Origin of the sequence: Psychromonas ingrahamii 37 (assembly GCF_000015285.1) — a bacterium.
Classification (GTDB): Bacteria; Pseudomonadota; Gammaproteobacteria; order Enterobacterales; family Psychromonadaceae; genus Psychromonas; species Psychromonas ingrahamii.
Map to the genome: position 1 here is coordinate 4363423 of NC_008709.1, position 11724 is coordinate 4375146.

General features: G+C 42.5%; 12 protein-coding genes. 9 read left to right on the plus strand and 3 right to left on the minus strand.

Annotation, left to right across the window (positions count from 1 at the left end; genetic code table 11):
• Positions 1-62: 62 nt before the first annotated feature.
• Positions 63-1034, minus strand: coding sequence for a TRAP transporter substrate-binding protein (locus tag PING_RS18315; protein WP_011771777.1), 972 nt, complete (start codon positions 1032-1034; stop codon positions 63-65).
• Between the two features lie 344 nt (positions 1035-1378).
• Here PING_RS18315 and PING_RS18320 point away from each other — a divergent pair, with 344 nt between their 5' ends.
• From PING_RS18320 to PING_RS18330, 4 genes are read left to right on the plus strand one after another with little or no spacing between them, the layout of a single operon-like run.
• Positions 1379-2110 (plus strand): 5-oxoprolinase subunit PxpA, encoded by a 732-nt coding sequence (locus PING_RS18320; protein WP_011771778.1) that lies wholly within the window; start codon positions 1379-1381, stop codon positions 2108-2110.
• Positions 2107-2811 (plus strand): 5-oxoprolinase subunit PxpB, encoded by a 705-nt coding sequence (gene pxpB, locus PING_RS18325; RefSeq protein ID WP_011771779.1) that lies wholly within the window; start codon positions 2107-2109, stop codon positions 2809-2811. The genes PING_RS18320 and pxpB overlap by 4 nt, the downstream gene beginning before the upstream one ends.
• Positions 2793-2915, plus strand: a complete 123-nt coding sequence (locus PING_RS21655) for a hypothetical protein (protein WP_269571552.1) — start codon at positions 2793-2795, stop codon at positions 2913-2915. The genes pxpB and PING_RS21655 overlap by 19 nt, the downstream gene beginning before the upstream one ends.
• A complete protein-coding gene (locus PING_RS18330; RefSeq protein ID WP_011771780.1) occupies positions 2903-3850 on the plus strand; it encodes a 5-oxoprolinase subunit C family protein in 948 nt (315 codons plus the stop codon). Before PING_RS21655 ends, PING_RS18330 begins: the two co-directional genes overlap by 13 nt.
• Before the next feature lie 30 nt (positions 3851-3880).
• Here the strand turns inward: PING_RS18330 and cra are convergent, their stop codons facing one another.
• Positions 3881-4864 carry a catabolite repressor/activator gene (cra, locus tag PING_RS18335; protein WP_011771781.1) on the minus strand — a complete coding sequence of 328 codons (984 nt, stop codon included), beginning with the start codon at positions 4862-4864 and terminating at the stop codon, positions 3881-3883.
• A gap of 315 nt (positions 4865-5179) precedes the next feature.
• Here cra and fruB point away from each other — a divergent pair, with 315 nt between their 5' ends.
• The 5 genes from fruB to fbp all read left to right on the plus strand — a co-directional run bounded on the left by fruB (position 5180) and on the right by fbp (position 10757).
• Positions 5180-6301 carry a fused PTS fructose transporter subunit IIA/HPr protein gene (fruB, locus tag PING_RS18340; RefSeq protein WP_011771782.1) on the plus strand — a complete coding sequence of 374 codons (1122 nt, stop codon included), beginning with the start codon at positions 5180-5182 and terminating at the stop codon, positions 6299-6301.
• Positions 6298-7239, plus strand: coding sequence for a 1-phosphofructokinase (pfkB, locus tag PING_RS18345; protein ID WP_011771783.1), 942 nt, complete (start codon positions 6298-6300; stop codon positions 7237-7239). Before fruB ends, pfkB begins: the two co-directional genes overlap by 4 nt.
• 64 nt (positions 7240-7303) lie before the next feature.
• Complete coding sequence (gene fruA, locus PING_RS18350; RefSeq protein ID WP_011771784.1) at positions 7304-9031, plus strand: PTS fructose transporter subunit IIBC; 1728 nt, start codon at positions 7304-7306, stop codon at positions 9029-9031.
• 135 nt (positions 9032-9166) lie between these two features.
• Positions 9167-9628, plus strand: a complete 462-nt coding sequence (locus PING_RS18355; RefSeq protein WP_011771785.1) for an RpiB/LacA/LacB family sugar-phosphate isomerase — start codon at positions 9167-9169, stop codon at positions 9626-9628.
• 115 nt (positions 9629-9743) lie between these two features.
• The gene (fbp, locus tag PING_RS18360) at positions 9744-10757 is read left to right on the plus strand and encodes a class 1 fructose-bisphosphatase (protein WP_011771786.1); all 1014 of its coding nucleotides are present in this window, start codon (positions 9744-9746) and stop codon (positions 10755-10757) included.
• A gap of 226 nt (positions 10758-10983) precedes the next feature.
• Here fbp and PING_RS18365 read toward each other — a convergent pair whose 3' ends face one another.
• Positions 10984-11541 carry a lipocalin family protein gene (locus PING_RS18365; RefSeq protein WP_011771787.1) on the minus strand — a complete coding sequence of 186 codons (558 nt, stop codon included), beginning with the start codon at positions 11539-11541 and terminating at the stop codon, positions 10984-10986.
• Between the last annotated feature and the right edge of the window lie 183 nt (positions 11542-11724).

An 11724-nucleotide genomic window follows, 5' to 3' on the forward strand; every position in this document is an offset into this window, starting at 1 on the left:
GAGGATAGACCCAAATGACCTGAAGATGCAGGAATCAGCATCTTCAAGTAGTTTGGGATATATTATTTTTTGTACGCTTCTAAGATGGCTTCACCTTCACTTCCAGCTTCTTTAATCCAGTCTTTTGCCATGACATCGCCAATGTCGTTAAGAGAGCTCATCAAAGCTTTTGTCGGCGCTGCTACGTTCATCCCTTTGTCAGCAAGGATTTTGGTATTTAATGCCGTTTCTTTTTTTGCCATTTCCCAGCCGCGCAACTCTGCATCAGCGGACGCTTGTAATAGCCCCTGCTGAGTTTTTTCATCCAAACGTTTAAATGCACGGGTATTAATAATCACCATGTTTTTCGGAATCCATGCCTGCACGTCTGTATAGTGGCTGACATAATCCCAGGATTGGCTGCTGACACCTGTTGTTGGCGAGGTGATCATCATATCGATAATGCCGGTGGAGAAAGCTTGCGGAATTTCTACCGTTTGAACCGTAGTAGGTGACGCCTTCAGCAAAACAGATAATTGGGATAAGGTTGAACTGTAAGCGCGCATTTTTCCGCCTTCCAGATCTTCTACAGAGTTAATCGCTTTTTTACTATAAATGCCCTGTGGTGGCCATGGCACAGAATACAACAACATCATGTTATCTTCGGCCAGTTTGCTCTCTATCGTTGCTTTTGATACATCGTATAACTTCTTCGCCTGATCAAAATCAGTGGCTAAAAACGGCAGGTTATCAAGCTTAAACACGGGATCCTCATTACCTAAGATACCGATAAAAACTTCGCCGATAGAAATCTGGCGCGAACGTACCGCACGAACGATCTCTTTATGGTTGATTAACGAACCACCTGCATGAACGACTATCTCAAGCTCACCATCGGTTGCCGCTTTAACATCTTCAGCAAATTGACGGATGTTCTGGGTATGATGAGTTGAGTCGACGTAAGGTGTCGCCATATCCCATCGGGTGCTGGCAAAACTGGTCGAAGTGGCCGCTATCGCAAGCAGCATTGTGGTTGTTTTAAGAAATACTCTCATTGTTTTAGTTCCTTTTTTAAAACCTCAGGTTGATTAGACCTATCTGCGGTCAGATCATTAAATTAAGCCATTTTATTTTGCTGTTATTAAAAAATAACAGCTAATTAAAATAGATAACACTTACTACAACTTTCAATAATAATAACTGCACAACTTAAATTTGAGGCCTGAACTTATACGTCCCGCAACAGTTTGGCAACAAATTAAAAACAATTTGCTTACAAATCGTCTTCAATGTATCTTTGAATCACACTTTTGGAGTCATGATAAGATTCATTTCTCGGATCTGATAGGATCGTATCGCTCTCAAATAATTACCCTAACGTCAAAATAGGAAGGTAGAAATGAAACTTAATTGCGATATGGGAGAAAGTTTTGGTATCTGGGAAATGGGCTTAGATGAAGCGGTGATACCTTGGATTGATATGGCTAATATCGCCTGCGGATTCCATGCATCGGATCCGGATGTGATGGCCAAAACCGTTCAGTCAGCCGTTAAAAAAAACGTCCAGATTGGTGCCCACCCCGGGTATAACGATAAAATAGGTTTTGGACGACGCAGTATTCCCCATACCCAAAAGCAGATATCCCACTTGATCGCCTACCAGACCGGTGCCCTGCAAGCAATCTGCCAGCTCTATGGCGGTAATGTTGAATATGTCAAACCCCATGGTGCGCTGTATAACGATATGATGGTCGATCAAGATATTTTTCGCGCCGTTATTGACGGTCTGACCAAGCTGTCTCCCCGGCCGGCGCTGATGATCCTCGCCCAAACGGATAATAGCCTTTACAAGGGTATTGCTGATCAGGCGGGCGTGCGCTTAATTTTAGAAGCCTTTGCCGACAGGGCCTACACACCTGAAGGCCGACTTGCTCCGCGCTCACAAGCAGGTGCGGTATATCATTGCCCAGAGCAAATTATCAAACAGGTTATGCAATTAGCCAAAAATGGTTGTGTTACCACAATCGAGGGCGGCCAACTGCAGCTTAACGCTGATAGTGTCTGTGTTCATGGTGACAATCCGGAGTCGGTAGCAACAGTCGAGCAACTATTCAGGGCACTGAACCCATGAAATCACCTATCATCAAGCGGGTATCAGAAACCCATGCCATGATTTATATCGGGGACACTATTGCCCCGGAACGGGCATCTCTAATTGGCTCTCTGTGCGAAAAAATTCACCTCGAGGTCGCTGATGGGATTATTGAGGTGGTGCCCTCTTATACCTCGATTATGATCGAATTCAATCTTTTAAAAATATCCTATGCAACTCTGGAAGCAAGCTTAATCGAGCTGCTTGGTAGTTTTGAACAAAAATCACAAAAAAGCCAGGCAAGAATTATTGAACTGCCCGTTTATTACCACGCTGATGTGGCACCGGATTTACGGACGCTGGCTGAAGCGAAGAATTTATCTGTTCAGCAGGTTATCGATATTCATTGCCAGACCCTTTATACCGTGTGCGCGATCGGCTTCTCTCCCGGTTTCGCCTTTCTTGGCAGCGTCGATGACCGTATTGTTATGCCCCGTCACGCCAGTCCGCGCCTGAAAATACCGGCAGGCAGTGTCGGTATTGCGGACCGGCAGACAGCCGTTTATCCCGATGATTCACCGGGTGGATGGCAGATTATTGGTAACTGCCCAAGCACCTTATTTAATCCAGAAAAGGAACCGATGATGCCGTTTTCTGTCGGTGACACGGTACGTTTTAAATCCGTATCACTAGAAGAGTTTACTCGGCAAGGAGGACAAACATGTCCAGACTGGAAGTAATTCAGCCGGAAAGAGTGACGTTTTCTGTCGGTGACGCAGTACGTTTTAAGCAGGTATCACAACAAGAATTTATTCAGCAAGGAGGAAAAATATGTCCAAACTGAAAGTAATTCAACCGGGAATGTTATCTCTTATTCAGGATGTCGGCCGCTTTGGCGTGGCACAACTGGGTTTAAGTCAAGGTGGTCCGATTGATCTGCATGCCTATTGCTGGGCAAACCACTTGCTTGCTAATAGCATGCACTGTCCAGTACTTGAAATCACATTAGGTCAGGCCAGTTTTACAGCCCAGGAAGATACTATGGTAGCCCTCACGGGAGCCAATATGATGGCAACCCTTGACGGCGTTGCACACAAAAACTGGTGTAGCTTTCAAATCAAAAAAGGGCAGACACTTAAACTTGGTTTTGCTCAAACCGGGCTTAGAGCTTACCTTGCTATTGCCGGTGGTTTTGCCGCACAGAAAATATTTGGCAGCAGCGCCACTGTGATGCGTAATAAACTTGGCGGGCTGGCAAAAGACGACGATTCCCTTGCCAGAGGAAACAAAATAGCCGCAGGACAGTTATTAACCGCGGCGAGCATTAACCAGCATCGCACTGTCTGTCGATCCGTTCCAAAGCATTTTATCCCGGACTATGCCGATACTATCGAGATTGGTGTACTGCCGTCCTATCAAGTTGAGCGCTTCCCTCAATTACAGCGGGATCGATTTTTTCAAAGTAGTTTTGCCGTTAGCCCGCAAAGCGATCGGATGGGCGTGCGTTTAACAGGCGCAGCAATAAAGTGTGATACTGCCGGCATTATTTCAGAAGGCATTGCACTTGGCGCGATTCAAATTCCGCCCGACGGACAACCGATCATACTGCTCAATGATCGCCAAACTCTGGGAGGTTATCCGAAAATCGGCTGCGTATCACGCTTGGATCTACCCAAGATAGCGCAGGCCAGAGCAGGTTCAGTAATCCGCTTTTACGATGCAGATATTGAAGAAAAATCGTCACAATGGTGTGAATTTTTAGGTTTTTTCAATATGTAGTTAACCGCACACCTTATTATTTGCGCTGCACTAGCGTTTAATCAACCGGCGCGGGACAACTTCCACACTGGGATTATAAGTTCCCTGTGCAGCAAGCAAGGCCAGTTGCAGTGCTTTTTCTGCAATAACTTCTAACTGCTGCGGTAAGGACTGTACTTTGATAGGTAAAAAATCTAACAGGCGGTTATCACCAAAAGTTGCCAGTTCAGTTTTTTCCTGTAATTCGGGATGTGCTAATAAACAATCCAGTACTCCAACAAATAATGTATAAGAGGTAATTAAAATGGCATCGGGGAAACAACCCTGATCTATCCATTGCTGCGCTAAATATTGACCTTGTTCAATACTAAAATCTTCACCATAAGCGTATTGAATGTTAAGCGAGCCACTGTATTGTGCCAGTGCAGCTTTAAACCCTAATTCTCGCTCTTTGGAGACGCCCAGCAGTGGCCCAGCGCCAATTAAACCAATACTGTTAATATTTTTTTCTAATAGGGCTTCACATAACTGATAAGCGCCTTCAAGATCTTCACTAATAACGCTGCTGAAACACTCATCATCCAAACACCTGTCTATCGCCACGACCGGCACTCCTTTAGCCTGTATATTGCGATAAAATTCATTATCACCGGGTAATGCAGTGGCAACAATTAACACATCAATACCCCGCCGGACAAGATTTTCAGCAACATTCATTTCCGTATTAATGTCATCACCCGAACCACAGATTATTAATTGAAAACCCGATTTTCTGGCATCGCGCTCTAATAATTTAGCGATTTTAGCGTAACTGGTATTTTCCAGATCCGGGATAATTAAACCAAAGGTACGGCTATTGCCCACCCGTAGAGTACTGGCCGCATAGTTAGGTTTATAATTATATTTATCCACAACGGCCATCACTTTCAGACGCGTTTTTTCACTGATCCTATATTGCTCTGCTTTACCATTAATAACGTAACTGGCCGTGGTACGAGAGACACCTGCTAAGCGCGCTATTTCTACTAATTTCATCAAAAATCCTTTATAAAAAACAATTATCGAGATCCGTATCACAGTATAGGAAATCACCAAACCAATAACCATCAAAAAGCAGTTGCAATTGTAGCTGAAACGGTTCAGCATAACAACTGAATCGGTTCAGCAACGATAAAGACAAGAAATAATAGATTGAGAGTACAGCCATTCACATCACGATAGTGAATATAAGACTGAATAGATGATCGTTGATTGGCTCACAATTATACTGACGACTAAGCGCTCATTTTTAAACCATTTGTGTCTGCGTTAATAAGCGCGACAGTCACTAACATTAGTAAGGTACCCTGCATGTTATCAATTAATACCCACGATATTATTCTTTCCCAAGCCGCAGAGAATAAACAAGATGCAATTAAATCTATCGCGAACGGCCTGATGGATAAGGGTTATGTCGAAATCGGTTATGTTAACGGTATGCTCGCTCGTGAAGCCCAAAACACCACTTTTTTAGGTAATGGTATCGCCATCCCTCATGGCACAACGGATACCCGTGATCAGATAAAACAAACCGGTGTGATTTTGCATCACTTTCCTCAAGGTGTGAATTGGGGTGATGATAATATGGTTTATTTAGCAATAGGTATCGCAGCAAAATCAGATCAGCATTTAGAAATTTTAAAAATGCTGACGAAAGTACTTTCTGCTGAGGGTGTTGAACAACAGTTACAAAATGCAACCACTGCTGAAACCATTGTTGATTTATTAACCGGCAAAGTGCAAACCGAAATGTTGTTAACGACTGACTTGATTCAACTCGAGACTGCAGCACAGGATATCTCTCAACTAACAGCGCTTGCAGCCGATTTAATCAAAAATCAGGGAGCGGTCGGTGATACTTTTGCTGATGCAATAGCGGCTAACAATCCAACGCATTTAGGCCAAGGTCTGTGGTTAACTGCCAGCAACCAAGGTGTTAATAAAACTGCCCTCTCTTTTGTAAAAGTATCCCAATCATTCCAGCATTTAGATAAACCAGTCAGCGGCCTTCTCTGTATCGCCAGTAACAGTGAACTGCATTTAAAAACGCTGGATTTTCTGATTGATATGATTGCCAAACAAAAAGTAGATAAGTTCTTCAGTTCGAATCAAGAACAAGTTATCAACTTACTGACAAAAGAAACGCTCGAAGGTACTCAAAAAACATTCACTATCCGTAATCCGCATGGTTTACATGCCCGCCCGGGTGCGATGCTGGTTAATACGGCGAAAAAATTTGCAGCGACCATTCAGCTGGCAAAAACAGATACGCCGGACAAGACAGTCAATGCAAAAAGTTTAATGAAAGTGATGACCTTGGGGGTCAAGTTTAAAGACCAGTTACAGGTTACCGCACAGGGTGAAGATGCCGATCAGGCACTGCTTGCCATTGGTCAAGCGATTGAGGACGGCCTTGGAGAAAAAATCCAATGAGTAAAAATCTAAAAGTGGTTACTGTCACCTTAAACCCGGCCTTAGATCTTACCGGCTCACTTGAGGCATTACAGACAGGGTCTGTGAATTTAATTGAAACCGGTAGTCTGCACCCTGCAGGCAAAGGTATCAATGTTGCCAAGGTACTTGCCGAATTGGGTGCAAAGGTCACTGTCACAGGCTTTCTCGGGACAAATAACCAAGCTTCATTTGTAGAGTTATTTGAATCGTTAAAGATCAATGACCAATTTATCCGTGTTCAAGGTGATACGCGCATCAATGTCAAGATCGTTGAAAAATCCGGTCAGGTGAGCGATCTCAACTTCCCGGGCGTGATTGTTGGAGAATCTGAATTAGCTGAATTTGAGCGAACTTTATTTAAGCTTTCAAAAACACATGATGTCTTTGTTATTGCCGGAAGCCTCCCGCAGGGCGTGACACCGGAGCATTGTGCAGGCTGGATTGAAACACTGAACAAAGCCGGTAAAAAAGTATTTTTTGATAGCAGCAATAAAGCCTTAGCAGCCGGTGTTAATGCACATCCTTACCTGGTTAAACCCAATGATGAGGAACTAAGTGCTTTACTTAATCTGCCATTAAAAAATACGGATGAAATTAAGAATGCCGCACAGCAATTACAGCAACAGGGTTGTCATAATGTAGTCATCTCTATGGGCGAAAATGGCGTACTTTGGCTTAACCAAGCAGGCTGGCTTAAATCAACACCACCGAAAATGGAAGTAGTGAGCACGGTTGGCGCCGGTGATACTTTAGTCGCAGGCCTTTGTTGGAGTGAGCTAAATCAATGGGATAAATCACAAAGTTTAAGCTTTGCCACCGCATTATCGGCGCTTGCGGTTAGCCAAGTGGGTGTGGGTGTTGAAGACATCGATCAGGTTGAAGCATTGCAAAAAAACATAAAAATAACACAAGAGTGATTAAGAAGGTTATTTAATAACCTTAGTATTTACTTTATAAATAAATTGTTCAGAGGATAAGAATATGAAATTAGCGATAGTCACAGCATGCCCCAGCGGCATTGCCAACAGTATTATTGCTGCTGGTTTAATTGAAAAAGCAGTCTCAACATTAAACTGGGAAGCGACAATCGAATGCCAGTCTAGCGTCAAATCGGTACAAATTTTAACACAACAACAAATTGATCAAGCCGACTGTATCGTGATTGCTGCGAATACAACGGTTGATCTTAGCCGCTTTCAGGGTAAAAAAGTGTATCAATCTGATATTACGGAATGCCTGGAAAATACAAAAAACTATCTGGAGAACGCAGTTAACAAAGCACAACTGCTTATCCAACCCATAACGAGGAAGACCACTATGTCAACAACTAAAAAAATTGTTGCAATTACAGCCTGCCCAACGGGTGTTGCACACACCTTTATGGCAGCAACTGCCTTAGAAGATAAAGCTAAAGAGCTTGGTTATGAAATTAAAGTTGAAACACGCGGCTCAGTCGGTGCAAAAAACCAGTTAACCGCAGAAGATATTAGCGCGGCTGATCTGGTTATTATTGCCGCAGATATTAGCGTTGATTTAGCCCGTTTTGATGGCAAAAAATTGTATAAAACCAGTACTGGTTTAGCCCTTAAAAAAACCGAGCAAGAGATCAACAAAGCATTTTCTGATGCAGCGATTTATCGCAGCACAGGTGCAGCGGCAAGCAGTGATGGTGAGCAAATGAAAGCATCGTCTGCTATCTATAAACACCTTATGTCCGGTGTTTCTCATATGTTACCTGTGGTTGTTGCGGGTGGTTTATTAATTGCGTTGTCTTTTGTCTTTGGTATCGAAGCCTTTAAAGAGGAAGGTACACTTGCAGCGGCATTAATGACTATCGGCGGAGCTTCCGCTTTTGCGTTGATGATTCCGGTATTATCTGGTTTTATTGCCTTTTCGATTGCCGACAGACCCGGTCTTGCACCCGGTTTAATTGGCGGTATGTTAGCAAGTTCAACGGGAGCGGGTTTCCTTGGTGGTATCATTGCAGGTTTCCTAGCAGGTTACACAGCAAAATGGGTTGCCGATAATTTCCCATTGCCAGATTCTATGGCGGCGCTAAAACCCATCTTAATTATTCCTTTGATTGCCAGCTTAGTAACAGGTTTAGTGATGATCTATGTGGTCGGTACGCCAGTGGCTGCAGTCATGGCCGGACTAACTGACTTCCTACAAACCATGGGCTCAGGAAATGCTGTCCTATTAGGTATTCTTCTTGGCGCAATGATGTGTTTCGACCTTGGTGGTCCAGTCAACAAAACAGCCTATACCTTTGGCGTGGGTCTATTGGCATCACAAACTTATGCACCTATGGCGGCGATTATGGCTGCGGGTATGGTACCGGCTCTAGGTATGGGTCTAGCAACATTCTTAGCTAAATCTAAATTTATCGCAAGTGAAGCCGAAGCGGGTAAAGCATCATTCGTATTAGGTCTTTGCTTTATCTCTGAAGGTGCTATCCCCTTTGCCGCACATGATCCATTACGCGTAATCCCTTGTTGTATGGCCGGTGGCGCGTTAACAGGTGCACTGTCTATGTTATTTGGTGCACAACTACTAGCGCCACACGGTGGTTTATTCGTACTGCTTATACCGGGTGCTATCTCACCAGTCCTACTTTACTTAGTAGCGATTGCAGCAGGAACAGCAGTGACTGGTATCAGTTACGCCTTCCTTAAGAAAAGCGACCGTAAAGAAGCCGTTGCAGCTTAATTTGACGCTTTAAATAGCGACTGGTTAGTCCATAAAAACCCGGCACATTGCTGGGTTTTTTTTCCAGAAAATATCACTATTTTGAAGAAAAAAGAACATTTTTTAATCCACTCAGACACTAAGAAGGTAGATAATATGAAAATAGCAATGGCCTGTGACCACTCTGGTTTTAGTTTAAAAGAGGAGGTCAAAATGTTATTAGAAAATGCCGGGCATACTATTATAGATTTTGGCGCAAATAACCAGGAGGCTTGTGATTTATCCGATCATATTTACCCGGCAGCATTAGCCGTTGCTAAAGGTGAAGCTGAGCGAGGCATTTTTATTGATGGCGTCGGTTATGGCAGTGCGTTAATCGCTAATAAAATTTCGGGATTGTATGCGGCGGTCTGCCAAGACCCTTTTTGTGCGCAACTCGCACGGTCTCATTCAAACACCAATATCCTTTGTATTGGTGCCAAAATAATTGGCTCTGGTATTGCTGCTGAGATTGTCAATACCTGGATGACCACAGAATTTCTTAGCGGTGATGCAAAATATAAAAAACGTGTTGATAAAATAGTTGAAATAGCAAATAAACACCTAAAACCGTTATAACTGCAACTGAAAGCACAATATTGATGTTAGCTAACATTAATCAATATTAAATCATGTTAATTTTGTACACACGATAACGTTTTGCAGATAATAGATCTGGATAAAGGAATATGGAATGATTACGCTCGGTGAATACATTATTAAAAAGCAGCATGAATCTCCAGAGGCGACAGGAGAATTATCATCTATATTAGGCGCAATTCGGTTAGCGACCAAAGTTGTTAATAGAGACATAAATAAAGCTGGATTAGTTGATATTATTGGCGCAACGGGTGTGGAAAATGTGCAGGGTGAAGTCCAGCAAAAAATGGATTTATACGCTAATGACGTTTTTAAAGCGGCATTAGAAGCGCGTGGTGAAGTTTGTGGTGTGGCATCCGAGGAAGAAGATGAGTTTGTTTCCTTTAATGATCAACGCTGTATAAACAGTAAATATGTTGTATTGATGGATCCGCTGGACGGCTCTTCAAATATTGATGTTAATGTATCGGTTGGAACCATTTTCTCCATTTATCGCCGTATTAGCGAGCCGGGCAAGCCAGCAATCTTAGAAGACTTCCTACAACCAGGAACTGAACAGGTTGCCGCCGGATATGTTATATACGGTTCGTCAACTATGTTAGTTTATACAACTGGATATGGTACACACGGCTTTACCTGCGATCCTTCACTGGGTACTTTTTACCTTTCACATGAAAATATGAAAATTCCAGATAACGGTTCAATTTACTCGATCAATGAAGGTAACTATCTGAAGTTTCCACAGGGTGTAAAAAAATATTTAAAATACTGTCAAGAAATTGATGGCCCAACAAACCGCCCTTACACATCTCGTTATATTGGTTCTTTAGTTTCTGATTTTCACCGAAATTTGCTTAAGGGCGGCATTTACATCTACCCTTCTACGGCCTCCGCACCAAAAGGTAAGCTAAGATTATTATACGAATGTAACCCGATGGCATTTATAATGGAACAGGCTGGCGGAAGAGCAACCGATGGTTTTAACCGCCGCATTATGGAGCTAACACCAACCGAGTTGCACCAGCGAGTGCCATTTTTCTGTGGTAGTTCTAAAATGGTCGATAAAGTAGAAGCAATGATGGAAGAGTATTCTTCAGAAGAAAAATAAAATCGTTTAACTTTATTCACTTTATACAGATAAAAAAACCGCTCAATGAGCGGTTTTTTTTAATACCAATCCCACTAATTGGGTGATCTGTTTAGGCGCCGGAAAAACACATGAAAGCAAGGCGTTTATTGCAGTAACTAGTTGTTCTAATTACAAAATAAACAACGAAGCTAACATTCATTTTAACAAGCATAAATGAATAGAAAATGAGTGGATTTGGTATGATTTATTCTTTCGTAATTCCACCTTTCTCAGCTTCATTGAGCACGCTTTGTTGATCAACAAAAATCAGTTGATCCGTTGCAAAACCGTTTATTTTGGCGGTCTTTATAAAATCTTGTTTAACAGCTTCTGTTACCGTTGCTGTTCTTGCTAATAACCATAAATAATCTTTGCTGTAGCTTGTCACATAAGCATACTGGTAATTTATTTTATCTAGTTTAAAAATCACATAAGAGCCGTAAAACGGACCGAAAAATGATACTTTTAGGTGACCTTTGTTTTTCTCATCGACAAAATAGGCTTTTCCTTCAGCCGTTGTCCATTCTTTTTCTTCGCTTGAGTAACCACTATTTAAGACCTTTATCCCGCCATCTTCTCGCAATGAATATTCGGCCTTAACATTCGACATCCCTCTTTCAAATGAGTGATCCAAACGGGCAATCTCATACCATAGACCTAAATATTTCTCAGTCTGCAGCCCTTCGACGGGTTTGATATCCTTTGCTACCCCGGTACAGCCAAACTGTAAAAAAGCAATCACAGCGATCAAAATTATACGCATCTTTATTTTCCCTAATAGTGAATTCTAAATTTAGCTTAAATGTAGTACGTTGCAGCAGAAAAATGCGATCACATTGTTGCACCAGAGTATCCTATACTGTCTTTAGAAAAATTAATGCCAGCTGTAGAATCCGCAATGATATGATCTGCACCACTTCAGGCTTCGTATCACTCTTTTAATATT

What these genes read in the sequence shown, in the direction of transcription:
- fruA (WP_011771784.1), top strand. Translation starts at nt 7,304, where the DNA reads ATGAAATTAGCGATAGTCACAGCATGCCCCAGCGGCATTGCCAACAGT.
- PING_RS18320 (WP_011771778.1), top strand. Translation starts at nt 1,379, where the DNA reads ATGAAACTTAATTGCGATATGGGAGAAAGTTTTGGTATCTGGGAAATG.
- cra (WP_011771781.1), bottom strand. Translation starts at nt 4,864, where the DNA reads ATGAAATTAGTAGAAATAGCGCGCTTAGCAGGTGTCTCTCGTACCACG.
- pfkB (WP_011771783.1), top strand. Translation starts at nt 6,298, where the DNA reads ATGAGTAAAAATCTAAAAGTGGTTACTGTCACCTTAAACCCGGCCTTA.
- PING_RS18315 (WP_011771777.1), bottom strand. Translation starts at nt 1,034, where the DNA reads ATGAGAGTATTTCTTAAAACAACCACAATGCTGCTTGCGATAGCGGCC.
- PING_RS18330 (WP_011771780.1), top strand. Translation starts at nt 2,903, where the DNA reads ATGTCCAAACTGAAAGTAATTCAACCGGGAATGTTATCTCTTATTCAG.
- PING_RS21655 (WP_269571552.1), top strand. Translation starts at nt 2,793, where the DNA reads ATGTCCAGACTGGAAGTAATTCAGCCGGAAAGAGTGACGTTTTCTGTC.
- fruB (WP_011771782.1), top strand. Translation starts at nt 5,180, where the DNA reads ATGTTATCAATTAATACCCACGATATTATTCTTTCCCAAGCCGCAGAG.
- PING_RS18355 (WP_011771785.1), top strand. Translation starts at nt 9,167, where the DNA reads ATGAAAATAGCAATGGCCTGTGACCACTCTGGTTTTAGTTTAAAAGAG.
- pxpB (WP_011771779.1), top strand. Translation starts at nt 2,107, where the DNA reads ATGAAATCACCTATCATCAAGCGGGTATCAGAAACCCATGCCATGATT.
- PING_RS18365 (WP_011771787.1), bottom strand. Translation starts at nt 11,541, where the DNA reads ATGCGTATAATTTTGATCGCTGTGATTGCTTTTTTACAGTTTGGCTGT.
- fbp (WP_011771786.1), top strand. Translation starts at nt 9,744, where the DNA reads ATGATTACGCTCGGTGAATACATTATTAAAAAGCAGCATGAATCTCCA.